We start from the raw sequence: 22,871 nt of genomic DNA, 5'->3' as shown, positions 1-22,871 counted from the left end.
CGCCAGATGACAATATCGTAATCCGCGCGTCAGCTTGCGGAGCGGCCCCCGCGCCTAAAAGCAACGCATGGCGAACGACACGACCAACGCGCGGCGACCGCGGATCAGGGCATGGGCGGCCGCCCTCGCGCTGCTGCTCGTCCTGCTCGGCGCGGGCGCCTATTATGCCCACGCCGGCTGGTATCGGCGCGGCGTCTTTCACGACCTGCCGTCCGCCGCGGCCGATGCCGGTCGCCCCGCGATCGTGATGTTGTCGGGCGACATGGGCAACCGCGTCGGCATGACGCCGAAGGTCGCGGCGCGGCTGCACGCGCACGGCTATGCGGTCGTTACCGTCAACAGCCTCGCCTATTTCTCGCCGCGCCGCACGGCGGCCGAAGCGGCGGCGCTGGTCGCGGAGGCGATGCGCCGCGCGATGACGCTCGGCAAGACCGACCGGGTCGTGCTGATCGGCCAGTCGTTCGGTGCCGACATGCTCCACGCCGGGCTCGCCGAATTTTCGCCCGCCGCGCGGCGCCCGATCCGCGCGGTCATCCTCGTCGTCCCCGGTCACGACATCGTCTTCCGCGCCTCGCCGGTCGAGCTGGCGGGATGGGAAATCCCCGACGCACTCGCCTGGCCCACGGCATCGCGGCTGACCTGGGCGCCGGTCACCTGCATCCGCGGCGCCGAGGAGCGCGGCAGCCTGTGTCCCGAACTGGCGATGCTGAATGTCCACCGGGTCGTACTGCCCGGCGGCCATCGGCTTCACGGCGACGATGCCGCGCTCGCCGGAGCGATCCTGCGCGCGATCGGAGAGGCCCGATGATGAGGAGTTCGCGATGAAGACGATGGCAATGGCGCTGCTGATGGCGGTATCGGCCGGGCTGGCTCAGCCGCAGCCGGTCCTTTCGCCGATCGGCGTCTGGCAGAATCCGAAGGGCACTGTCCGCGTCCGCACCCGGCCGTGCGGCGAACTGCTCTGCGGCAATATCGTCTGGGCGAGCCCGCAGGCGATGGCCGACGCGCGCGATGCCGGGGTGAATTCGCTGATCGGCACCGAATTGCTCGTCGGCTATCGCCGCACCGGCAGCGCGCGCTGGACCGGGCAGGTCTATGTTCCCGACCAGGGGCGCCGTTTCTATTCGACGATCGAGCAGAAGGGACCGAACGGCCTCCGCATCTCGGGCTGCATCCTCGGCGGGCTGCTTTGCAAGCGGCAGGACTGGACCCGGCAATGACGCCGAAGGAGGATTGGGCGCGAATCGGCGCACGCGCCATGGCATGGAGCCGCGCGAACAGGCGGTTGCTGTCGATCCTCGTCGCGCTCGGCGTCGCGATGCTCGGCCTTTCGGCGCTGTTCGGCCTGCTCCATTCGGTGCGCCCGCGCGCGATCCGCCACGCCTTCGACGCACTATCGGCGGCGCAGATATTCGGCGCGCTCGCGCTGACCGCCGCGAGCTATCTGCTTCTCACCCTCTACGACTGTTTCGCGTTGCGCGTGCTCGGCAAACGGCTGCCCTGGCGCACCGCCGCGCTCGCATCCTTCACCAGCTATGCGCTCAGCCACAATCTGGGGCTCGCGCTGCTCACCGGCGGCTCGGCGCGCTACCGCGTCTATCGCGCGGCGGGGCTCGGCGGCGGCGAAATCGGCAGCGTCATCGCGCTCGCCAGCCTCGCCTTCTGGAGCGGCGTGATCCTGCTCGCGGGGCTCGCCGCCGCGACGAGCACGCACATATCGCCGATCCTGCATTGGGGCCTGTCGCTGTCTTCGCTTCACGCCCTGGGGATGGTCATTGTCGCGCTCTGCTGCATCCCGCCGCTGCTGCGCGCGTTCGGCATCGAAGCGATCGACATCGGCGGCTGGCGCACGCCGATTCCCGGCCCGGCGATGAGCGCGGCGATGACCCTCATCGCCGCGCTCGACCTCGCCGCCGCGAGCGCCGCGCTCTATATCCTCCTCCCCGCGCCCGACCCGTCGGCGTGGCCGCTTTTCTTCCTCGGCTATGCGCTTGCGATCGTCGCGGCGTTGATCAGCCATGTTCCCGGCGGGCTCGGGGTGTTCGAGGCGGTGGTGATCGCCACCGTGCCCGGCGACAAGGCTGAATTGCTCGCGGCGCTGCTCGCCTATCGCGTGCTTTATTATCTTCTCCCGCTGCTGCTCGCCGCGCTGCTCCTCGCGTGGCACGAAAGCCGCGCGTGGCACGCGCCGGCAAAGGAACTTGCGTCCGTCGGCCAGTCGCTGCTGCGCGAACTCGCGCCGCCGCTGCTCGCCGCGCTCGTCTTCGCAGGCGGGCTGATCCTGCTCCTGTCGGGGTCGACCCCCGGCGACGCGGCGCGGATGCACACCCTCAAACATCTCGTGCCCCTGCCGTTCGTCGAGGCCTCTCACTTCGCCGCCAGCCTGTCGGGCACCCTGCTCCTCTTCCTGGCGCCCGGGCTGCTTCGCCGGCTCGACGGCGCTTTCGTCGCGACACGCGCGCTGCTGGTCGCAGCGATTCTCTTTTCGCTCGCCAAGGGGTTCGATTATGAGGAGGCGCTGATCCTCTCCGGCATCGCGACGGCGCTGCAATGGAGCCGTCCGGCCTTCTATCGCCAGACCTCGCTGATCGACGCGCCGCTCTCCACCGGCTGGATCACGGCCGCGCTGACCGCGATCCTGGCGTCGGTCTTCGCGGGCTTTTTCGCCTATAAGCATGTCGCCTACGACAGCAGCCTGTGGTGGCAGTTCAGCCTGCGGGGCGACGCGCCGCGCTTCCTGCGCGCGCTGTTCGGCATCGCGGTGCTGCTGGCGGGGCTGGCGCTCTGGCGGCTGTTCGCGCCGTCGCCGCGCGCGGCGCGCACAGCCGCGGTCGGCTTCGACCAGCTTGCGCCCGCGCTCGTGCTCGCCGACCACACCGACGCCTTCCTTGCTTTCACCGGCGACAAGCGCTTCCTACTCGCCGATGAGGGCGACGCCTTTCTGATGTACCGGGTGGAGGGGGTGAACTGGATCGTGATGGGCGATCCGGTCGGCAACGAGGCGCGCTGGTCCGACCTGCTGTGGAAATTGCGCGAACGCGCCGACGCCGCGCAGGGGCGTCTGCTTCTCTACCAGATCGGCGCGCGCGCGCTGCCGCACGCGATCGACCTTGGCCTCGCCATCGTCAAATATGGCGAGGAAGCCCGCGTCGAGCTCGCCGATTTCACCCTCGCCGGCCCGCACGCCAAGACGCTGCGCCACGCCGAACGCCGCGCAGTCCAGGACGGCGCCAGCTTCGCAGTCCTTTCCCCTGCCGAGGTGCCAGACCACATCGCCGAACTGAAGGCGGTGTCCGACGACTGGCTGCGCGCGAAAGGACAGCGCGAAAAGGCGTTCAGCCTCGGCAGCTTCGACCCCGCCTATATGGCGCATTTCCCCTGCGCGGTGATGCGGATGGGGGGGAGGATCGTCGCCTTTGCCAACATTCTCGCCACCGCGAACCGCGAGGAGATGTCGGTCGACCTGATGCGTCATGTCGCAAACCTGCCCTATGGCGTGATGGATTATCTGTTCATCCGGCTGATGGAATATGCGCGCGCAGAGGGCTATCGCCGCTTCACGCTCGGCATCGCGCCGCTGGCGGGGATCGATGGACGCAAGCTCGCCCCGGCGTGGGCGCGCGGCGCGGCCTTTCTGTTCCGGCACGGCGAGATGCTCTACGGCTTCGGGGGCCTCAGAAGCTACAAGGCGAAATTCGCGACCCACTGGGAACCGCGCTATGTCGCCGGTCCGCGCGGCATGGCGTTCGCGCGGGGCATGGCGGCGGTCCACCGCATCGTCAGCCGCCCGCCCACGAGAAAAAAGGCGGGCGCCCTGACCACGGCGCTGGCCTGATGCCCGCGCGCGCGCCGTCCCCGCGCCCGATGCCGCCCGCCGGCGCCCTGCTGCTGACGCTCGCGGCAGTGATCGCCCTCGCCATTCATCTGGTCGCCCCGCCGCACCGGCAGCGAAGCGACCAACTTCCCGGCCTGACCTATGAGGCCAAGCGCAGGGCCCCGCGCGCGCCGCTCGCGCTGGTCGTCACCAGCGTGCAGGACAATGGTCCGGCGGCGAAAGCCGATATCGCGGCGGGCGACGTGATCGACGGCATCGACGGCCGACCGATCGCCTCGCTTTCGTCGGTCGGACGCGCAGTACGAAGCGATGCGCGCAGCGGCCCGCTGCTTCATATTCGCCATAAGGGCGAGAGCCGTTATAAGCATCTGCCCGGCCGCGCCCCATCCGTTCGCTCCAAGGAACCGCATGTCGCAAAAGATTCTCGTCGTCGAAGATGACCCGACCACCGCGGACTTCATCGTCAAGAGCCTGACCGGCGAGGGCTTCGTCGTCGATCACGCCGCCGACGGGCGCGATGGGCTGTTCCACGCGACCGACGGCAGTTACGACGCGATCGTTCTCGACCGGATGCTACCGGGAATGGACGGGATGGCGGTGCTTGCGGCCTTGCGCGCGGCGAAGGTCGCGACCCCGGTGCTCATCCTCTCCAACCTCGGCGCGGTCGACGCGCGGGTCGAGGGGCTGACCTCGGGCGCCAATGATTATCTGGTCAAGCCCTTCGCCTTCTCCGAACTGCTCGCGCGGCTGAAACTGCTGATCGTGCGACCCTCGGGCGGCACGCAGGTCGAGACGGTCCTGTCCTGCGAGGATCTGGAGATGAATCTGCTGAGCCGCCGCGTCACGCGCGCGGGCAAGCGCATCGAGCTGCAACCGCGCGAGTTTCGGCTGCTCGAATATCTGCTGCGCCACAAGGAACAGGTCGTCACGCGCACGATGATGCTGGAGGGGGTGTGGGAATATCATTTCGACCCCGGCACCAATGTCGTCGACGTCCATGTCAGCCGCCTGCGCCGCAAGGTCGACGACGGCTTCGCGCGGCCGCTCGTCCACACGATCCGCGGCGCGGGCTATATGCTCGGCGCCGCCGACTGAGTCCGTGAGGCGCGGCTTCCTGCAATCGACGACGGTCCGGCTGGCGCTGGCGCTGCTGCTCGTCCAGGTCGCGGCGCTCGCGCTCGGTCTGACGATCATCCACCGCTTCACCGAAGCGACGATCCTCGCCGACGCGCGCACCGCCGCCGAGGTCGCGCGCGACGATTTCGCCGAGGAATATCGGCGCGAGGGCGAGGCCGGGCTCGTCCGCGCGATCCGCGACCGGCTGGCGGCGCGCGACGACCGGAATTTCGTCGTCCTGCTGAAAGGCCCCGGCGGCGCGCCGGTCGCCGGCAACCTCACGCAATGGCCCGCGACCGTCGGCCCGGCCGAAGACTGGCGCCGGATCAGCCTGTTCCGCGCGGGCGGGCAAGCCGCCGAGGAGATGGGGATCGTCACGGCCCGGCTCCCCGATGGCCGCGTGCTGCTGACCGGCGAAGTGCTCGAAGCGCAGGCGCAGCTCGCGCGAGCGAGCCAGGCGGCTTTCCTTTACGCGCTCGCAGCGGGAATCCTGCTCGCGGCGATCGTCGCGGCGATCGCCGCCTGGATATTGGCACGCCGCGTCGATGCCTTCGCGCGCGCCGCCGCGGCGATCGCGGGCGGCAAGCTCGACGCGCGCGTCGAGCGCGACGAGACCGGCGACGCCTTCGACCGGCTCGGCGTGTCGATCAATGCGATGCTCGACCGGATCGAGACGCTGGTCGGCGAACTGCGCATGGTCACCGATTCGATGGCGCACGATCTGCGGTCGCCGGTGTCGCGATTGAAAGCCGTGCTCGAACAGGCACTCGGCCGCACGCGGGACGAAACCGCCGCCACCGCGCTCGCCGGCGCGATCGACGAGGCCGACAGCCTGCACCGCCTGCTCGACACCGCGCTCGAGATCAGCCGCGCCGAGGCGGGGATCGGCCGCGACCAGTTCGCGCGCTTCGCGCTCACGCCGCTGCTCGAAGACCTCGCCGAAGTCTATGGCCCACTCGCCGAGGACGAAGGCTTCGCGATCCGCGTCGATTCCCCCGATGGACTCGACGTCGTCGCGCACCGCGAAATGCTGCTCCGCGCGCTGTCGAACCTGATCGACAATGCACTCAAATATGCGCGCGGCGGCTCGGTCATCCGGCTCGCGGCGGTTCGCGGGGCGGGAAGCGAGGTTGTGCTGTCGGTCGCCGACGACGGCCCCGGCATTCCCGAAGACCGCATCGGCGAGGCGGCGAAGCGCTTCGTCCGGCTCGATCCCGCGCGCGGCGGCTCGGGGGCGGGGCTGGGCCTGTCGCTCGCCCTGACGATCGCGCACATGCACGACGGGCGGATGGCGATCGCGCGCGCCGATCCGCACGGGACGATCGTCAGGCTCGATCTGCCGATTGCTTCGGATTGACGCCGAAGCCGACTGGACCCTTCTAGGCGCGGCACCCGATCACCGCCAGCCTTGGGCGGTGAACGAACAAAGCGCGCCTATCCATCTGATCCTTCCCGACGCCGTCGAGCGCGCGGCCTGTTTCCGCACGCTTGCCGACCGGCCCGGACGGATCGTCCGCAGCTTCGCGAGCGGCGACGCCTGGATCGAGGCGGGCGCCGACGCCGACTGCGCGATCCTGCTTTTCCACTGGCGCCAGCCCGGCGGCGTCGGCGGCGAAGCGCTGCTCGGCCGGATCGGCGGACGCAGCGACATCACCGCCTTCGTCGCCGCGAGTCGGCTGACGATCGCCGAAAGCCGCGCGATCCTGCGCGGCGGCGCGCACGACCTGCTCCCCGCGCCGCTCGACCCGCGCCTCGTCCGCCGCACGATCGACGGCGCGGTCGCCGACTGGGCGGCGCGGCGCGCGGTGCTGACGCGGCGGCGCGAGGCCGAAACCCGGCTCGCCGCGCTGACCCCGCGCGAGCGCGACATATTGGACGCGATCGCCGCCGGGCTCGGCAACAAGGCGATCGCACGGCGGCTCGACCTCAGCCCGCGCACGGTCGAGGTCCACCGTGCGAACATCATGCGGCGCACCGACGCGGGCAGCGTCGCCGAACTGCTCCGCCTCGCCTTCACTGCCGAGCAGGCCGCGAACAATCATCTCCATAACGGAGCGGCTACTCCCTTTGGCGCGGCCATCGACGCGGCGCGGCGCCTATAAGGGATAACGAACGGACGGGTGCCTTTGAGTTGGTCCCCATCGGCATCGCCGTTCGTGCCCGCGATCAACCCCACCTGATCGCGGGATCCCAGGCGGGACCGGCGGAGGATGTTCCACCTCCGCCGGTTCCAATCCGGCCGGGCGATGACCCTATCCCGTTACCAGAGCGCGCTGTTCGGCGCGGCCCATCGACAGCAGGATGGGGTCGGCCGCCTGCCGCGCCATGAAATCACTCTTGCTTGCGATCCCCTGCCACTCGATGCCGATCAGCGCCTGCGCGATCGCGCCGCCCAGCGTGTCGCCGGGACCGGGCAGAATGACGACGTCGGGCGCGAACTCCCTGACCGCGACCTCGACCGACAGCGCGAAATCATAGGGCGCGAGAATCTGGTGACCGAAAGTGTAATGCCACATCTCCGCCGGGTCGGACGCGAAGCGACGCCAGATATGGCCGCGCCCGTCGACCAGCGGGATCGCGGGCGCGCCGAACAGCGACGCCGGCAATTCGGCCTTCGCCTTGTCCGAGCTGCCGATCATCAAGGGGGTGTGGAAAGGCCCATGTCCCGCCAGCCGCAGCGGATCGCGTCCCGGCGTCGGCGGCGCTTCGGCGGTGAGCGCGGCAAGGCCCGCCTCATCGCCCGCGAGCACCAGCATCCCCGCGAGGTCGATCGACAGCGCCAGCGCATGGCCCGGCCGCGCGCTTATATCAGCGACGAGCGCGAGCAATGTCTCGCGCAGCCCCGGCACCGGCCGCCAATCCGCGTCGACGATCTGCAGCAGGATCTGCCCGCCCGGCCCATGCGTCTGGCTGTTGAGCCCCATCGCATTGCTGATACGGAAGCCGTCCTCGATCGTCACCGCGCCGCCGAGCGCGAGGGCGCTGTACCAGCCCATCGAATTGCCGAGCGCCGCGACGACGTCGTATTTTTCGCGGTCGATGCTCAGCCAGTCGAGCGCGGTGGCGGCATAGATCAGCGGCGCCGCGACATCGCCGCGCATATGCGTTGCGACGCTGAAACGCTCGGCGCTGTCGAGTTCGCTGACCGTCGGCTGGCCGCGCGCGCGGCGCTGCGCGTCGAAATCGGCGATGAGGCCGGCGAAGCGCGCGCCGTGAAGCCGTGCGATGCTGCCAAGCTCGCCCTTGCCATAGGTGCCGCGCCCCGGCGCGACGACGATCGCGGTCTTCTTTTCGCCCATCACCAACCCCTCTTCCCGGCCCCGTGCCCCTGCGAAAGCAGGGGCCCATCATCGAACCTGACGGCATCGAGCGACCGGCTCCGTAAAACGAAAGCATCGGAGATGGGCCCCTGCTTTCGCAGGGGCACGGGCCGGGATATGATCATCGCGCCAGCAGCTCCCTCGCTGCCGCCACGATCGAATCGCGGCTCGGCAGGGTCAGCGTCGCCGCCCGGCCCAGCGGGATGAAGCTGTCGTCGGCGGCGAGGCGCGCGAGCGTCTTCTCCGGCGTCTGTTCGACGAACAGCGCCATCAGCGCTTCGCTCTGCGACCCGGTGATGCGGCATTCGTCGACGATCAGAATGCGCTTCGCATCGCCGACTGCGGCAACCAACGCCTCCTCGTTCACCGGATTCAGCCAGCGGAGGTCGATCACGCGCGCTTTCACGCCATCGGCGGCAAGCAGTTTCTCGGCCTGACGCGACAAATAATATCCATTGCCATAGGTGACGACCGCGAGGTCGGTGCCGTCGCCATGCACCCCGACCTCGCCGAGCCGGATCGGCGCGCCTTCGCCCGGCGCCTCATAGACGCTGGTCCAGAGGCCATCGCCATCCGCGTGCAGGTCGCGGGTCATGTAGAGCGCGATCGGCTCGACGAAGACGACGACGCGCTGCTCCTCGCGCGCCAGCCGCACGCATTCGCGGAGCATGTGGACGGCATCGCGGCCGTTCGACGGCACCGCGAGGATCACCCCCGGAATGTCGCGGAATACCGCAAGGCTGTTGTCGTTGTGGAAATGGCCGCCGAAGCCCTTCTGATAGCCGAGCCCCGCAATGCGGATCACCATCGGATTTGTGTATTGCCCGTTCGAGAAGAAGCTGAGGGTCGCCGCCTCGCCGCGAATCTGGTCCTCGGCATTGTGGACATAAGCGAGGAACTGGATCTCGGGCATCGGCACGAAGCCGTTGTGCGCCATGCCGATCGCGAGCCCCAGGATCGCCTGTTCGTCGAGCAAAGTGTTGACGACGCGCGCCGAGCCGAAACGCTGGTGGAGCTTGGCGGTGACGTTGTAGACGCCGCCCTTCGGCCCGACATCCTCGCCCGCGACGACGATTTCCTTGTGCGCGAGCATCAGGTCGGCGAGTGCCCACGACAACAGCCGCGCCATGTGCATCGGCTTGTCCATCTGCGCGGCATCGCTGCCGAACAGCGCCTTGCGGTCCTCGGCCGACGGCGTGTTCGCGCGGACCAGGTCGCGCCTGAGCGGGACGAGGCTTTCCATCACGCCCGCGGGGGTGGTGATCTTCGGCCGCTTTATCGCCGCCTCGGCCTGCCGCGCGAGCGTCGCGCCGATCTCTTCATAGGCGCCCGCAACTTCGGCGGGGGTCATCCAGCCCTGCTCGGCCATCAGCGCCGCGCCCGCGAGCAGCGGGTCGCGCGCCTCGTCGGCCTCGATCAACGCCTTGGGCAGATAGGCGCCCTGCACGTCCGACCCGGCGTGCCCATAGAGACGCACGGTGCCCATGTGCAGGAACACCGGCTTGCGGGTCCGCCGCGCATAGTCGGCCGCCTCGCACGCTCCGGCATAGGCCGAAACGAGATCGGTGCCGTCGCACCGGATATAGTGCAGCCCGGCGCGGTGACGGAACTGCGCCTCGATCCACCCCGTCGGCGTGCGCGTCGAAATGCCGATGCCATTATCCTCGCAGAGGAAGATCAGCGGCATCGGCGAGCCTTGGAACGCCGACCAGCCCGCGGTGTTGAACGCGCCCTGCGCGGTCGAATGGTTCGCCGAGGCGTCGCCGAAGCTCGCGAGCACGACCGCGTCGCCGGGCAGCGGGCAATCCTCCATTCCCAGCCTTCGTGCGATGCCGATCGAGAAGGCGGCGCCGACCGCCTTGGGCAGGTGCGAGGCGATCGTCGAGGTCTGCGGCGGGATCGCCAGCGGTTTCGACCCGATCACCTTGTGCCGCCCGCCCGAAATCGGGTCTTCGCTCGACGCCGCGAAGCTCAGCAGCATGTCCCACGTCGGCGTCCCGCCCGGAAGCTGACGCGACCGGTGGAGCTGGAAGGCGTTCGAGCGGTAATGGAGAAACGCCATGTCGGTGACGCGCAACGCCGCGGCAACCGCGGCATTGCCCTCGTGTCCCGACGATCCGATCGTGTAAAAGCCTTCGCCGCGCGCCTGTAACGCACGCGACAACCGGTCCATCTGGCGACTGGTCAATTGCGACAGGAAGATGTCGGTCGCCTCGGTGCGCGACAGGCCGGCCCCCGCGGGATCGGGCGCATCGGCACTTCGGGCCAGCGAACCGCTCGCCAGCGCGGCGAGGAATTTTTCATGTACTGCCTGCGCCGCGTCCACCGACATCCTCCGTCCGCTTTGCCGATGGTTACCCGTGCAACCACCGGCCCTTGTCGGGCGCGCGCTAGAACGGGGCCGCTCGGCGCGCAAGCCTCTCTTGCCTTCTCGCGGCGCCCCGCGCTACCACCTTCCCGATGAGCGATCAGGGCGGGGCCGATATTTCAACATGATGACGCTGGGGATCGCGCAGGAGGCGTCGGCGGGAACCGACGCGGGGCAGGGCTGGCTCCTCGATCCCGAGCTTCTGGGCCCGGGCTACAGCCAGACGATGGCAGGCGATACGATCCAGACGGGCTTTCCGCCGCCACCGCCGCCGCGCGACAATCCGCAATGGGATCTCGGCTGGCTGCGCGATTTCTTCGAATGGACGGCGCCAGCACTCAAGCCGTTGATGTGGATCGGCGCCGCGGCGCTGCTGCTCCTCATCCTCTATCATTTCGTCCCCGCCTTCGCCGATTGGGTCGACAATCTCCGCCTCGGCCGCAAGCGCCGCGCCGGGGAAGCCGAGGAAAGCATCGGCGAGGCCGAGGCGGGCGCGGCGCGGGCGCGGCTTGCCGATGCCGATGCTCTCGCCGCCGCCGGGCGCTTCGCCGAGGCGGTGCACCTGCTCCTCTATCGCAGCGTCGACGACATCGCGGGGCGCCGCCCGGGCCTCGTCCGCCCGGCGATGACCTCGCGCGAGCTGGCGGCCGCCGCCGACCTGCCTTCGGTGTCGCGCCATGCCTTCAGCCGGATCGCCCGCGCGGTCGAGATCAGCCTGTTCGGCGGCCGCTCGATCGACGAAACCGCATGGCAGGAATGCCGCACCGCCTATGCCGAACTGACGGTGCCGAAGAATTGGGCGCGGGCATGAGCGGCGCACGCGGCGGCGACCATGGCTTCAACCCGCTGCTGATCGCGGGGCTCGTTCTCGTCGGCGTCGTCGCCTTCGTCGCGCTCTGGGCGCTGGTCGCGCTCGGCCCGCAATTGTCGAGCGGCAACGACGGCGGCGGCCATGCGCTGTCGAAGGCGGCGCCGGGCTTTGCCGCGGTCGTCGACCTCGCCGAGCGCGCGGGCGCCGATGTCGAACTGCGCCGCCGCGTCGTCGATGACGACTCGTCCGACGACAGCGGGCCGCTCCTGATCCTCACCCCCAAGCACAACAGCAAAGCCGAAGAGATCACAGACCTGTTGACCCGCCAGCGCGATCGCGTCCTGCTGGTGCTGCCCAAATGGCAAACGCTTCGCATCCCCGGCCGGACGCCGAAGCCGGGATGGGTCAGCGCCGGCTTTCCCGCCGCCCCAAGCGACGCGCTGCTCCCCGAACCATTGTTCGGCAAGGTCCGTATCCGCGCCCCTGAAGCAAAGGCGCAGGCGGTCGCGGCCGAGGTCGCGGGACGTCGCTTCGCGGCCTATCTTCCCGAGGATGCGCAGGTCGTCGACGGCGACGGCATCGAGCCGCTGATCGAAGGCGCGAACGGCGGCGCGGTGCTCGCACGCGCGAAGGACCGCGATATCTATATCCTCGCCGACCCCGACCTGATCGACAATCTCGCCTTCGCGTCGCGCGACCGGGGGCGCGCGGCGGCGATGCTGATCGATGCCGTCGCCGAAGACGCCGCCGCCGACGGCTTCGCCTTCGACCTGACGTTGAACGGCTTCGGCGGCCAGCGCTCGCTGCTGCGTTTTGCCTTCGTACCGCCCTTCATCGGCATCACGCTCTGCCTGATCGCGGCGGGGCTGCTCGCGCTGTGGCAGGCGTGGGTGCGCTTCGGCCCGGCGCTGAAGCCCGGCCGCGCGATTCCGGTGTCGAAGGCGGCGCTGATCGCGAACAGTGCCGACCTCGTTCGCCAGGCGCGCCGCGAGCTCGACGGCGCCGACGCCTATGTGGCGAGCCAGCGGAGCGCGATCGCGCGGCGGCTGCACGCCCCGAGCGGGATCGACGCGCAGGCGACCGACGCCTGGATCGACCGGCGGCTGAAAGCGGGCAGCGACCTTTTCTCCGCGTTGGCACGGCGGCTGCCGCTCGCGCGCAACAGACATGAGTTTCTGGAGGGCGCGCAGGCGCTCAGCGACATCAGGAAGGAATTACTCCGTGACGGCTAATATCGAGAGCGTCCAGGCGCTGGGCGCCGCGATCGAGGGCGAGGTCGCCAAGGCGGTGTTCGGCCAGGTGCCGCTGACGCGCATGGTGACGATCGCGCTGCTCGCAGGCGGCCATGTGCTGCTCGAAGGCCCGCCGGGCACCGCGAAAACCCTGCTCGCGCAGGCCTTTGCGCGCGCGGTCGGGCTCGATTTCGGGCGAATCCAGTTCACCCCCGACCTGATGCCCGGCGACATTTTGGGATCGAACCTGTTCAATTTCCAGACGTCGAGTTTCACCCTGACCAAGGGGCCGATCTTCACCGAGCTGCTGCTCGCCGACGAGATCAACCGCACCCCGCCCAAGACGCAGGCCGCGCTGCTCGAGGCGATGCAGGAACGCCGCGTGACGATCAACGGCGAGCCGCACGCGATGAGCCCGCGCTTCACCGTGCTCGCGACGCAGAATCCGATCGAGCAGCAGGGCGTCTACCCGCTGCCCGAGGCGCAGCTCGACCGCTTCCTCTTCAAACTCGTCGTCGACTATCCCGACGCCGCCGAAGAGCGGCGGATCGTCGCCGACCATGGCGGCCGCTTCAAGAGCCCCGCGATCGCCGATTTCGGGGTCGCGCAGGTCGCCGACGCCAGGGCGATCGGCGCCGCGATCGACGCGATCGCGACCGTCCGCCTCGCCGAGGAGATCGTCGACTATATCGTCCGCCTGATCCGCGCGACGCGCGCGAGCGCCGACCTGGAATGCGGCGCGTCCCCGCGCGCCGCGACGTTGCTCGCGCGCGCCGCCTGCGCCGCGGCGGCGCTCGAAGGGCGCGACTATGTGATCCCCGACGACGTCCAGCGGCTCGCCGCCGGGGTGCTGCGCCACCGCCTCATCCTGTCGGCCGCCGCCGAAATCGAGGGCCGCAGCGTCGAACAGGTCGTCGCCGACATCATCGAGCGCGAGGATGTGCCGCGGTGATGGGGAAAATCACCCGATCCTCCCTGCCGCGTAGCGGTGGGGAGGGGGACCGCTCGCGAAGCGAGTGGTGGAGGGGCGGCAACGGCTGCGCCAGTGCCCCTCCGTCAGCGCTTCGCGCTGCCACCTCCCCACGGCTCCGCCGCAGGGAGGATTTCTTGTCATGATCTACCCCACCCGGCGCGCGATTTATCTGCTGCTGCTCGGTGCCCCGGTGGCGCTGGCGCTCGGGCTGATCCGGCCCACGCTGTGGATCGTCGCGCCCGCGTGGATCGCCCTGATCCTGATTGGCCTGTTGCTCGACGCGATGCTCGGCGCGAGTCCGCGGCGCCTCGCCCTCGCGGCCGAGGCGCCGCATCAGGCGGGGGTCGGCGACCCCTTCGACCTCCGGCTCGTCGCGACCGGCCCCGCGGTGCCGCGCCGCGCCGAAATGGCGCTCGCGCTCGACGAGCGGTTCGCCCCCGGCGGGCGGCTTGCGGACGAGATGCTCCGCGCGAGCGATTCGGATGGCGCGCTCGTCCGTACCCTGCCGCTCGCCGCATCGCGGCGCGGGCAGGCGCAACTCGAGACGCTGTGGATTCGCTGGGCGGGGCCGTTCGGCCTCGTCTGGAAACAGCGCCGCTTCGCGCTCGATCGCGTGATCGCCGTGGTCCCCAGCCTGCGCGCGGTGACCGAGGAGGGGCGCCGCCTGTTCCAGCGCGATAGCTGGTTCGGCCTGCGTCAGCAGCAGCGTCGCGGCGAGGGCAGCGAATATGAGGCGCTTGCCGAATATCAGCCCGGAATGGACCGGCGCGCGATCGACTGGAACGCCTCGGCGCGTCACGTCAAGCTGCTCGCCAAGGAATATCGCGTCGAGCGCGACAACCGCGTCATCCTAGCGATCGACGGCGGGCGGACGATGGCCGAGCCGGTCGGCGGCATGCCGCGCGTCGACCGCGCGGTGTCGGCGGCGCTGCTGCTCGCCTTCGCGGGGCTGAAGCTCGGCGACCGCATCAGCCTCTTCTCCTTCGCCGCCAAGCCGCAGGCGCTGACCCCCGCCTATATGCACGTCCAGGATTTCCCGGCGCTGCAACGCGCCGCGAGCCTGATCGACTATGCGCCAGTCGAGAGCAATTTCACCCTCGCGCTGAGCACCCTCGGCGCCCAGCTCAACCGCCGCTCGCTGATCATCCTGTTCACCGAATTCACCGACGCGACGAGCGCCGACCTGATGATCCGGGCTGCCGGCCGGCTGGTGAAGAAGCACCGGCTGCTGTTCGTCGTCATCCGCGACGACGAGGTCGAGGAGGTCGAGCGGCGGCGGCCCGAAAGCGCCGCCGACGTCACGCGCGCGAACGTCGCCGCGGCGATGCTGCGCGACCGGCAGCTGGTGATCGCGCGGCTCCAGCGGCTCGGCGCCGACGTGATCGAGGTTCCCGCCGACGCGATGGGCGCGAGCGTGGTCGAGGCCTATCTCGGCATCAAGCGCCAGGGGAGCCTGTGATGCAGCCTTTGAGCACGGCCGAGCTTCCCGCCTTTTCGACCAGCCGCTTCCGCGCCGAGCGCGAGGCCGACTGGATCGCCTTCGACCTGCTGCTGACCAGGCTGGAAAGGAAGGGCGCGGCGGCGCTGACCAGCGACGAGCTGCTCCAGCTCCCGATCCTTTACCGCGCGACGCTCTCCTCGCTGTCGATCGCGCGTGCGACCAGCCTCGACAAGGCGCTGCTCGGCCATCTCGAGGCGCTGTCGATCCGCGGCTATTTCCTCGTCTATGGCGTGCGCGAGACGCGGGCGAGCCGCATCCGCCGCTTCTTCCGCTACGACTGGCCCGCCGCGGTGCGCGCGGTGTGGAAGGAAACGCTGATCATCGCGCTCGTCATCATCCTCGGTGCGCTGACCAGCTATGCGCTCGTCGCGAGCAACCCCGAATGGTATTATAATTTCGTTCCCGAGGAGATGTCGGGCGGCCGCGATCCGCACGCAACGGTCGATTATCTGCGATCGACGCTCGGCCACGGCAAGGCGGCGGCCGACGAGCAGAGCAGCGGGCTCCACGTTTTCGCGACCTATCTCTTCACCCACAACAGCCAGGTGTCGATCCTGTCCTTCGCGCTGGGCTTTGCCTTCGGCGTGCCGACGATGATGCTCGAATATTATCAGGGCATCGGGCTCGGCGCGATGCTCGCGCTGTTTTCGGGCAAGGGGCTGGGGGTCGATTTCGGCGGCTGGCTGTTCATCCACGGCACGACGGAACTGTTCGCCGCCGCTCTGTCGGGCGCCGCCGGCCTGCGGATCGGCGCCGCGGTGGTCTTCCCGGGCGCGCGCGGCCGGCTGGAGGCGGCGGCCGACGCGGGGCGGACCGCGGGCAAGGTGATGATCGGCGTCATCCTGATGCTGCTCGTCGCCGGCGTGCTTGAGGGCTTCGGGCGCCAGCTCATCACCGACACGATGCTGCGCTATGCCATCGGCACGGTGATGCTGCTCTTCTGGCTCGCCTATTATTATATCCCGCGCCGCGAGGATGTCGCATGACCGCCGCCGCTCACGCGAAGCTGCGGTCGGCGCAGGCCAGGAAGGTGCGCGAATTCGTGACGCCCGAAGGCGTCGATCTGCAATTGCGCATCGCCAGCGCCGGGCTTCGTTTCGGAGCCTTGGTCGTCGATTTCGTCATCATCAACCTGGCGCTGCTGCTTTTCACCCTACTCATGGTCTGGATCGGCTTCGCGGTGAAGGGCGGCGTCGCCGAGGTCGTCTGGATGCTCGGCGCCTTCCTCCTGCGCACCTTCTGGTTCATCGGCTTCGAACTCGGGTCGCGCGCTGCGACCCCGGGCAAAAGGATGATGGGCATCCGCGTCGTCGCGCGCGACGGCGGGCGGTTGACCGCCGATGCGGTGGTCGCGCGCAACCTGATCCGCGAGCTCGAACTCTTCCTGCCGCTGATGATGCTCGGGGTCGGCGCCGCCGAGGACATGGTGTCGGGCTGGACGCTCCTTGCCGGCGTGATCTGGTCGCTGACGCTCAGCCTGTTCCTGCTTTTCAACCGCGACCGGATGCGGATGGGCGACCTGATCGCGGGCACCTGGGTCGTGATGGCCGAGCGCGCCAAGCTCGACAGCGACATCGCGGCGGAGGCGGAGGCCGGGACGATCCGCTTCACCGACGCCGAACTCGCGGTCTATGGCATCTACGAGCTTCAGGAACTCGAACGCGTCCTGCGCGCCCGCGATCCGCGCGCGATGCGCGAGGTTGCCGATACGATCCGCACCAAGATCGGCCGCCCGATCGCCGAAGAGGATGACGTCTTCCTGCTTTCCTATTACCGGCAGCTCAAGGGCCGGCTCGAACGCGCCCTGCTGTTCGGCAAGCGACGAGAGGATAAATATGCCAGCGACTGACACGCTCTCCCCTTCGGTGACCGAGGCGCTGCACCGCCGCCGCTCGGTCCGCGCCTTCACCGGCGCGCCCGTCGATCCCGATGTGCTGAAGGCGGTGTTCGCTGCCGCGCAGCGCGCGCCGTCGGGCGGCAACCTTCAGCCGTGGCAGGTCACGCTCGTCACCGGCGAGCCTTGGGAGCGCGTCAAGACTGCGGTCGCGGCGCGCATCGCAATGGGGCGCGAGGGTCAACAGGCGGAATATGACATCTATCCCAGGGGCCTCACCGATCCGTGGGAAAGCCGCCGTTTCGGCGTCGGCGAAGCGCTTTACGCCTCGCTCGGCATCCCGCGCGAGGACAAGGCGGCGCGGCTCGCTCGGTTCATGGAAAATTACCAGGGTTTCGGCGCACCGGTGATGCTTTTCCTCCATTGCTCGCGCATCATGGGGCCGCCGCAATGGTCCGACATGGGGATGTGGCTGCAATCGGTGATGCTGCTGCTCGTCGAGCATGGCCTCGCGAGCTGTCCGCAGGAATGCTGGGCGATGTACGGACAGACGGTGCGCGAGACGCTGGGCCTCGGGGAGGATCAGATCCTGTTTACCGGCCTCGCGATCGGCCACGCCGATGACGAGCAAGCGGTGAACCAATGGCCGGTCCCGCGCGTGGACCTGAATGAGGTGATCGATTGGCAAGGTTTTTGAGCATGGGGTTTCGGACAATGAGCGGCAAGCAGGCGGGAAGCGCTCTCGCGATCGTCATGGCGCTCGCGATGGCGGGCTGCGCCGCGGTGCCGACGCCGCAGGCGCCGCCGCCTGCCCCGGCGCCGCGCCCCGCGCCGACGCCCGCGCCCCTGCCGTCACCGAGCCAGTCGTGGGAGGAAAGGGCGCTCAACCCTGGCGGCTGGCGCTATGACGCGGGCAGCCGCACCGCGACCTTCGCCCCGACCGGCAGCGCGAGCCCGCTGCTGACGATGCGCTGCGCCGGCGGCAACCTCCACCTGACCGCGCCGCTCGACGGCGCCGTCGCGCTCCGCACCAGCGCGGGCACCGACCAGATTCGCTTCGACGGCGGCGCCGCGACGGTGCCCGGCCGCGACATTCGGCTCGATCGCATCGCCTTCAGCCGCGGCCGCTTCGCGCTCGAATCGGGCAGCGGCGCGTTGACCCTGCCGGTGCAGTCCGAGATCGGGCGGGTCATCGAGGATTGCCGATAGCACGTCGCCCCCGCCTTCGCGGGGGCAACGCTTATTCTTATGCCCCCAGTTGCACCGTCCCGCCCCGGATCCAGCCCCAGCGGCACGGCCCCTGATATTCGCGCGCGTTCGCGACCGAACGGCCGACGCCGCACATGTCCTCGTCGATCCCCGGTCCCGCGAAGACGATGCCGAACCAGGCGTCATCGTCGGTCGCCTCGCACACCGACACTTTCATGGTGCCCGCGAGCTTCGCTTTCACCGCGCGCGTTTCGCCCGGCGCCCAATAGACGTCGGTGCCGCCCGCCTTGACGCGGCTGGTGCTCGCGCAGGCGGGCAGGCTCGGTCCCTCGGTGCCGATCATCACCGCGCGGGTCGCAAGCGGTTCGCCCGCGACAGTGGGGGCATTGTCGGCGGGGGGTGCGGGCTGGCTGCACGCCGCGAGCGAGGCCGCGAGGACGGTGGTGACAGAGGCCGGGAGACGATGTTTCATGCCGCGAAACTAGCCGCCGCGGCGCGCGCGCGCAACGGCCCATCCGAAAACGCCGAGAGGCGCATTTTCGCTTGGGTTTTGCGCCCCTCGACCCTATATAATCGATATGACAGAACCGAGTGAGAACGGCGCTAGCGAAAGCGCTTCCAAACAGCCCAACGCAAACGCCTATGGCGCCGATTCGATCAAGGTCCTGAAGGGCCTCGACGCGGTCCGCAAGCGCCCCGGCATGTATATCGGCGACACCGACGATGGGTCGGGCCTGCACCATATGGTGTTCGAGGTCAGCGACAATGCGATCGACGAAGCGCTCGCCGGGCATTGCGACCTCGTGCTCATCACCTTGAACAGCGACGGATCGGTCAGCGTCGAGGACAATGGCCGCGGCATCCCGACCGGCATCCATGCCGAGGAAGGCATTTCGGCGGCCGAGGTCATCATGACCCAGCTCCACGCCGGCGGGAAGTTCGAGAATACGAGCGACGACAATGCCTACAAGGTGTCGGGCGGCCTCCACGGCGTCGGCGTCAGCGTCGTCAACGCGCTGTCGGAATGGCTCGAACTGACGATATGGCGCGACGGCGAGGAGCATTGGATGCGCTTCGAGCATGGCGATTCGGTCGCCCCGCTCGTCGTCCGCGGCCCCGCCCCCGCAGGCAAGAAGGGCACGCGCGTGACCTTCCAGGCCTCGACCGAGACGTTCAAGAACGTCACCGAGTTCGATTTCGAGAAGCTCGAGCACCGCTACCGCGAGCTCGCCTTCCTGAACTCGGGCGTCCGCATCAAGCTGGTCGATGCGCGCCATGCCGAACATGCGACCCACGATCTCTTCTACGAAGGCGGCATCGCGGCCTTCGTCAAATGGCTCGACCGCAGCAAGAATCCGCTGCTCCCCGACCCGATCGCGATCAGCGCCGAGCGCGACGGCATCGGCATCGACGTCGCGCTGGAGTGGAACGACAGCTATTATGAAAATGTCCTCTGCTTCACCAACAACATCCCGCAGCGCGACGGCGGCACGCATCTCGCCGCCTTCCGCGCCGCGCTGACGCGGACCCTGAACGGCTATGGCGACAAGTCGGGGCTGCTGAAAAAGGAAAAGGTCTCGCTGACCGGCGAGGATATGCGCGAGGGGCTGACCGCGATTGTCTCGGTCAAGCTGCCCGACCCCAAATTCTCGTCGCAGACCAAGGACAAGCTCGTTTCGTCCGAGGTCCGCCAGCCGCTCGAAAGCCTGATGGCCGACCGGATGACCCAATGGCTGGAGGAAAATCCCGCCCATGCCAGGGCGGTGATCCAGAAGGTCGTCGACGCCGCCGCCGCACGCGAGGCGGCAAAGAAGGCGCGCGAACTCACCCGCCGCAAGGGCGCGATGGACATCGCCTCGCTTCCCGGCAAGCTCGCCGACTGCCAGGAGCGCGATCCCAGCAAGTGCGAACTGTTCCTGGTCGAGGGTGACTCGGCAGGCGGCTCGGCGAAGCAGGGCCGCGACCGGCACGTGCAGGCGATCCTGCCGCTCAAGGGCAAGATCTTGAACGTCGAGCGCGCGCGCTTCGACCGCATCATCTCGTCGAAGGAAGTGGGAACGCTGATCCAGGCGCTCGGCACCGGTATCCGCGACGAATTCAATCTCGAAAAATTGCGCTATCACAAGATCGTGATCATGACCGACGCCGACGTCGACGGCGCGCATATCCGCACGCTGCTTTTGACCTTCTTCTATCGCCAGATGCCCGAGATCATCGAGAACGGCCACCTCTACATCGCGCAGCCGCCGCTCTACAAGGTCGCGAAGGGGCGGAGCGAGGTCTATCTCAAGGACGATAGCGCGCTCGAAAATTATCTCGTCGATGCCGGGATCGACGCGCTGCTGCTCGAAACGCCGGGCGGAGCGCGATCGGGCAACGACCTGCGCGAACTGATCGAGCATGGTCGGCGGCTGCGCGCGCTGATGCGCTATGTGCCGCGCAGCCTCGACCATGGGTTGGTCGAGGCGCTGGCCTTCACCGGCGCGCTCGATCCGGCGCTCGACACCGCGGGTCGCCACAGCGCCGCCGAGACCGCCGCCGCGTGGCTCGGCGCCGCCGAGCGCGCGCTGACCGGCGGCAGCGAAGCCGTCTGGACCGTGCAGGCGGTCGAGGGCGGCGGCTATACGCTCGAACGCCGCTGGCGCGGGGTCAGCGACCATCATGTCGTCGACGCCGCTTTCCTCGCAAGCCAGGAAGCGCGCCGCCTCCACCTGCTGGCGAGCGAGCAGGCCGAAACCTATGCCCGGCCCGGCCGGCTGGTGAAGGCCACCGGCGCCGCCGCCGTCGAGACCGACGTCGCCGAAGGCGAGGAAGAAGAGGTTTCCACGGCGTCGAACGCCAAGGCGAACCCGGTCACGCGCCCGTCCGAACTGCTCGACGCGATCTTCGCGCACAGCCGCAAGGGGCTGTCGATCAGCCGCTACAAGGGGCTGGGCGAAATGAACGCCGAACAGCTTTGGGAAACCACGCTCGACCCCGCGAACCGCTCGCTGCTGCGCGTCGACGGCGCGCAGGCCGACGACGTCAAGCTGATCTTCGAGCAGCTGATGGGCGACGAGGTCGAGCCGCGCCGCGACTTCATTCAGACCAACGCGCTGTCGGTGGCGAATCTGGACGTTTGATAGCATCCTGACCTGATTTTGGTTCGATCCAACGCGCGGCGGCTTGTCATGACAGGCCGCCGCTGCTTTGGGCCCTCCACCGAAAAGGGGAGGATGTCATGCGGGCCTTTTCAGTCATGCTGATACCGCTTCTGCTGACGGTTTCGGCTGCGGCGCAGGAAGCTCAGATCACCGACGAGCCGGTCGCCGAGGCCGAGCAGGCGACCGAGATCGATGGCGGAATGGCGAGCTATTACGGCGACGAACTCGCCGGCAACCGCACCGCGAGCGGCGAACGCTTCGACCCCGATCAACTGACCGGCGCCCATCGCTCGCTTCCCTTCGGCAGCATGGTTCGCGTCACCAATGTCTCGAACGGCGACAGCGTCGTCGTCCGCATCAACGACCGCGGCCCCTTTTCGCGCGGCCGGGTAATCGACATCAGCCACGCCGCCGCCCGCCAGATCGGTATGCACCGCAGCGGCACCGCGCGGGTGAAGCTGGCGCTCCTCAACAACGATTGATCGCGGAACCGGCACCCGGACCTGCGCCGGACGCTAATCGAACACCGACCACCCCGCCGCATAGGCGAAATGTTCGAGCGCGATCGCACCGACGAGCGACGTTCCCGCCTCGGTGAGCCCCGGCGACCAGACGGCGATCGATCCCTGTCCCGGCGCGATGCAGAGGATGCCGCCGCCGACCCCGCTCTTGCCCGGCAGGCCGACGCGAAAGGCGAATTCGCCGCTGGCGTCGTAATGGCCGCACAGCATCATGATCGCGTTGATGCGGCGGGCGCGGTGCGGCTTGACGACCTGCTCGCCGGTCAGCGGATCGCGGCCGTCCATCGCCAGAAACAGCCCGGCGCGGGCGAGCTGGCGGCAGCTCATCGCGATCGCGCACTGGCGAAAATAGACGCCCAGCGCCTCCTCGACCGGATGCCGCAGGTTGTCGAAACCCTTCATGAAATAGCCGAGGCTGCGATTGCGCGCGCCGGTTTCGGATTCGGAGGCCGCGACCCCCGCGTCGATCGCGACCCCGGCATCGCCGGCGCGGGCGCGCAGGAAATCGAGGATCTCAGCCACCGTCGCATCGCCGCTGCGCCCGTCGATCAACCGGTCGGTGGTCGCGATCGCGCCCGCGTTGATCAGCGGATTGCGCGGAATGCCGTTCTCGCTTTCGAGCTGGACGATCGAGTTGAAGGCGCTGCCCGACGGCTCGCGCCCGACGCTCTCCCACAGCGAACCGCCGAGGCGGCGGAGCGCAAGGGCGAGAGTGAAGACCTTCGACACCGACTGGATCGAAAAGGGGATGTCGACGTCGCCCGCGGTGTGGACGGTGCCGCCCGGAAGCGCGAGCGCGAAGCCGAAGCGGTTCGGGTCGACCGTCGCCAGCGCGGGGATATAGTCAGCGACCTTGCCCTTGCCGCGGTGCGGCAGCGCGACGGCATAGGCTTCGGCGACGCAGCGGGCGAGGTCGGCTGTCATGCGCTTTTCCTAGCAACTTCACTCGCGATTGCATGTATTTTCTTATTTGTGAAAATATTCTATAAATATGAAATCGATTGATTC

At 68.8% G+C, this 22,871-nt stretch carries 21 protein-coding genes; 17 read left to right on the top strand and 4 right to left on the bottom strand.

Annotation, left to right across the window (positions count from 1 at the left end; genetic code table 11):
* Positions 1-67: 67 nt before the first annotated feature.
* From VHO04_RS04665 to VHO04_RS04635, 7 genes are read left to right on the top strand one after another with little or no spacing between them, the layout of a single operon-like run.
* On the top strand, positions 68-808 hold the full coding sequence (locus VHO04_RS04665; RefSeq protein WP_329627217.1) for an AcvB/VirJ family lysyl-phosphatidylglycerol hydrolase: 741 nt from the start codon (positions 68-70) through the stop codon (positions 806-808).
* Positions 809-821: 13 nt separating this feature from the next.
* Positions 822-1,220 (top strand): DUF2147 domain-containing protein, encoded by a 399-nt coding sequence (locus VHO04_RS04660; RefSeq protein ID WP_257545854.1) that lies wholly within the window; start codon positions 822-824, stop codon positions 1,218-1,220.
* 38 nt (positions 1,221-1,258) lie between these two features.
* The gene (gene mprF / locus VHO04_RS04655) at positions 1,259-3,835 is read left to right on the top strand and encodes a bifunctional lysylphosphatidylglycerol flippase/synthetase MprF (RefSeq protein ID WP_329627216.1); all 2,577 of its coding nucleotides are present in this window, start codon (positions 1,259-1,261) and stop codon (positions 3,833-3,835) included.
* Positions 3,835-4,275 (top strand): PDZ domain-containing protein, encoded by a 441-nt coding sequence (locus VHO04_RS04650; RefSeq protein ID WP_329627215.1) that lies wholly within the window; start codon positions 3,835-3,837, stop codon positions 4,273-4,275. Before mprF ends, VHO04_RS04650 begins: the two co-directional genes overlap by 1 nt.
* A complete protein-coding gene (locus VHO04_RS04645; protein ID WP_329627214.1) occupies positions 4,244-4,930 on the top strand; it encodes a response regulator transcription factor in 687 nt (228 codons plus the stop codon). Before VHO04_RS04650 ends, VHO04_RS04645 begins: the two co-directional genes overlap by 32 nt.
* 4 nt (positions 4,931-4,934) lie before the next feature.
* Positions 4,935-6,308: a sensor histidine kinase gene (locus VHO04_RS04640; protein ID WP_329627213.1), complete on the top strand. Its 1,374-nt coding sequence runs from the start codon at positions 4,935-4,937 to the stop codon at positions 6,306-6,308.
* 58 nt (positions 6,309-6,366) lie between these two features.
* Complete coding sequence (locus tag VHO04_RS04635) at positions 6,367-7,053, top strand: response regulator transcription factor (RefSeq protein ID WP_329627212.1); 687 nt, start codon at positions 6,367-6,369, stop codon at positions 7,051-7,053.
* 150 nt (positions 7,054-7,203) lie between these two features.
* On the opposite strand, the gene VHO04_RS04630 is transcribed toward VHO04_RS04635, so the two are convergent.
* Both VHO04_RS04630 and VHO04_RS04625 read right to left on the bottom strand, forming a co-directional pair.
* Complete coding sequence (locus tag VHO04_RS04630) at positions 7,204-8,250, bottom strand: ACP S-malonyltransferase (RefSeq protein ID WP_329627211.1); 1,047 nt, start codon at positions 8,248-8,250, stop codon at positions 7,204-7,206.
* A 142-nt stretch (positions 8,251-8,392) separates the two neighbouring features.
* A complete protein-coding gene (locus VHO04_RS04625) occupies positions 8,393-10,603 on the bottom strand; it encodes a dehydrogenase E1 component subunit alpha/beta (RefSeq protein ID WP_329627210.1) in 2,211 nt (736 codons plus the stop codon).
* Between the two features lie 160 nt (positions 10,604-10,763).
* On the opposite strand from VHO04_RS04625, the gene VHO04_RS04620 reads away from it, so the two are divergent.
* The 8 genes from VHO04_RS04620 (at position 10,764) to VHO04_RS04585 (ending at position 18,199) form a co-directional block, all read left to right on the top strand.
* Complete coding sequence (locus VHO04_RS04620; protein ID WP_329627209.1) at positions 10,764-11,450, top strand: DUF4129 domain-containing protein; 687 nt, start codon at positions 10,764-10,766, stop codon at positions 11,448-11,450.
* Entirely contained in the window at positions 11,447-12,682 is a 1,236-nt protein-coding gene (locus VHO04_RS04615; protein WP_329627208.1) for a DUF4350 domain-containing protein, read from the top strand. The genes VHO04_RS04620 and VHO04_RS04615 overlap by 4 nt, the downstream gene beginning before the upstream one ends.
* Positions 12,672-13,634: a MoxR family ATPase gene (locus VHO04_RS04610; RefSeq protein ID WP_329627207.1), complete on the top strand. Its 963-nt coding sequence runs from the start codon at positions 12,672-12,674 to the stop codon at positions 13,632-13,634. Before VHO04_RS04615 ends, VHO04_RS04610 begins: the two co-directional genes overlap by 11 nt.
* Before the next feature lie 160 nt (positions 13,635-13,794).
* Entirely contained in the window at positions 13,795-15,114 is a 1,320-nt protein-coding gene (locus tag VHO04_RS04605) for a DUF58 domain-containing protein (RefSeq protein ID WP_329627206.1), read from the top strand.
* Positions 15,114-16,142 carry a stage II sporulation protein M gene (locus VHO04_RS04600; RefSeq protein ID WP_329627205.1) on the top strand — a complete coding sequence of 343 codons (1,029 nt, stop codon included), beginning with the start codon at positions 15,114-15,116 and terminating at the stop codon, positions 16,140-16,142. The genes VHO04_RS04605 and VHO04_RS04600 overlap by 1 nt, the downstream gene beginning before the upstream one ends.
* Positions 16,139-17,005 carry an RDD family protein gene (locus tag VHO04_RS04595; protein ID WP_329627204.1) on the top strand — a complete coding sequence of 289 codons (867 nt, stop codon included), beginning with the start codon at positions 16,139-16,141 and terminating at the stop codon, positions 17,003-17,005. Before VHO04_RS04600 ends, VHO04_RS04595 begins: the two co-directional genes overlap by 4 nt.
* Positions 16,992-17,687, top strand: coding sequence for a nitroreductase (locus tag VHO04_RS04590; protein ID WP_329627203.1), 696 nt, complete (start codon positions 16,992-16,994; stop codon positions 17,685-17,687). The genes VHO04_RS04595 and VHO04_RS04590 overlap by 14 nt, the downstream gene beginning before the upstream one ends.
* Before the next feature lie 17 nt (positions 17,688-17,704).
* Positions 17,705-18,199, top strand: a complete 495-nt coding sequence (locus VHO04_RS04585) for a hypothetical protein (RefSeq protein ID WP_329627202.1) — start codon at positions 17,705-17,707, stop codon at positions 18,197-18,199.
* Positions 18,200-18,236: 37 nt separating this feature from the next.
* Here the strand turns inward: VHO04_RS04585 and VHO04_RS04580 are convergent, their stop codons facing one another.
* Positions 18,237-18,671 carry a hypothetical protein gene (locus tag VHO04_RS04580; RefSeq protein WP_329627201.1) on the bottom strand — a complete coding sequence of 145 codons (435 nt, stop codon included), beginning with the start codon at positions 18,669-18,671 and terminating at the stop codon, positions 18,237-18,239.
* 106 nt (positions 18,672-18,777) lie between these two features.
* On the opposite strand from VHO04_RS04580, the gene gyrB reads away from it, so the two are divergent.
* Positions 18,778-21,321 carry a DNA topoisomerase (ATP-hydrolyzing) subunit B gene (gyrB, locus tag VHO04_RS04575; RefSeq protein ID WP_329627200.1) on the top strand — a complete coding sequence of 848 codons (2,544 nt, stop codon included), beginning with the start codon at positions 18,778-18,780 and terminating at the stop codon, positions 21,319-21,321.
* Positions 21,322-21,437: 116 nt separating this feature from the next.
* Positions 21,438-21,824, top strand: a complete 387-nt coding sequence (locus VHO04_RS04570; protein ID WP_329627199.1) for a septal ring lytic transglycosylase RlpA family protein — start codon at positions 21,438-21,440, stop codon at positions 21,822-21,824.
* A gap of 33 nt (positions 21,825-21,857) precedes the next feature.
* Here VHO04_RS04570 and VHO04_RS04565 read toward each other — a convergent pair whose 3' ends face one another.
* A complete protein-coding gene (locus VHO04_RS04565; RefSeq protein WP_329627198.1) occupies positions 21,858-22,787 on the bottom strand; it encodes a glutaminase in 930 nt (309 codons plus the stop codon).
* Positions 22,788-22,871 lie beyond the last annotated feature (84 nt).

Source organism: Sphingopyxis sp. (genome assembly GCF_036261875.1).
Taxonomy (GTDB): Bacteria; Pseudomonadota; Alphaproteobacteria; order Sphingomonadales; family Sphingomonadaceae; genus Sphingopyxis.
Note: the sequence above shows the minus strand (reverse complement) of the source record. Positions and strands in the feature narration are given on the sequence as shown.

Coding starts and splice junctions, on each gene's coding strand:
- mprF (WP_329627216.1), top strand. CDS start 1,259: ATGGCATGGAGCCGCGCGAACAGGCGGTTGCTGTCGATCCTCGTCGCG.
- VHO04_RS04625 (WP_329627210.1), bottom strand. CDS start 10,603: ATGTCGGTGGACGCGGCGCAGGCAGTACATGAAAAATTCCTCGCCGCG.
- VHO04_RS04585 (WP_329627202.1), top strand. CDS start 17,705: ATGAGCGGCAAGCAGGCGGGAAGCGCTCTCGCGATCGTCATGGCGCTC.
- VHO04_RS04565 (WP_329627198.1), bottom strand. CDS start 22,787: ATGACAGCCGACCTCGCCCGCTGCGTCGCCGAAGCCTATGCCGTCGCG.
- gyrB (WP_329627200.1), top strand. CDS start 18,778: ATGACAGAACCGAGTGAGAACGGCGCTAGCGAAAGCGCTTCCAAACAG.
- VHO04_RS04630 (WP_329627211.1), bottom strand. CDS start 8,250: ATGGGCGAAAAGAAGACCGCGATCGTCGTCGCGCCGGGGCGCGGCACC.
- VHO04_RS04605 (WP_329627206.1), top strand. CDS start 13,795: ATGATCTACCCCACCCGGCGCGCGATTTATCTGCTGCTGCTCGGTGCC.
- VHO04_RS04595 (WP_329627204.1), top strand. CDS start 16,139: ATGACCGCCGCCGCTCACGCGAAGCTGCGGTCGGCGCAGGCCAGGAAG.
- VHO04_RS04580 (WP_329627201.1), bottom strand. CDS start 18,671: ATGAAACATCGTCTCCCGGCCTCTGTCACCACCGTCCTCGCGGCCTCG.
- VHO04_RS04650 (WP_329627215.1), top strand. CDS start 3,835: ATGCCCGCGCGCGCGCCGTCCCCGCGCCCGATGCCGCCCGCCGGCGCC.
- VHO04_RS04600 (WP_329627205.1), top strand. CDS start 15,114: ATGCAGCCTTTGAGCACGGCCGAGCTTCCCGCCTTTTCGACCAGCCGC.
- VHO04_RS04620 (WP_329627209.1), top strand. CDS start 10,764: ATGATGACGCTGGGGATCGCGCAGGAGGCGTCGGCGGGAACCGACGCG.
- VHO04_RS04590 (WP_329627203.1), top strand. CDS start 16,992: ATGCCAGCGACTGACACGCTCTCCCCTTCGGTGACCGAGGCGCTGCAC.
- VHO04_RS04645 (WP_329627214.1), top strand. CDS start 4,244: ATGTCGCAAAAGATTCTCGTCGTCGAAGATGACCCGACCACCGCGGAC.
- VHO04_RS04665 (WP_329627217.1), top strand. CDS start 68: ATGGCGAACGACACGACCAACGCGCGGCGACCGCGGATCAGGGCATGG.
- VHO04_RS04660 (WP_257545854.1), top strand. CDS start 822: ATGAAGACGATGGCAATGGCGCTGCTGATGGCGGTATCGGCCGGGCTG.
- VHO04_RS04570 (WP_329627199.1), top strand. CDS start 21,438: ATGCTGATACCGCTTCTGCTGACGGTTTCGGCTGCGGCGCAGGAAGCT.
- VHO04_RS04615 (WP_329627208.1), top strand. CDS start 11,447: ATGAGCGGCGCACGCGGCGGCGACCATGGCTTCAACCCGCTGCTGATC.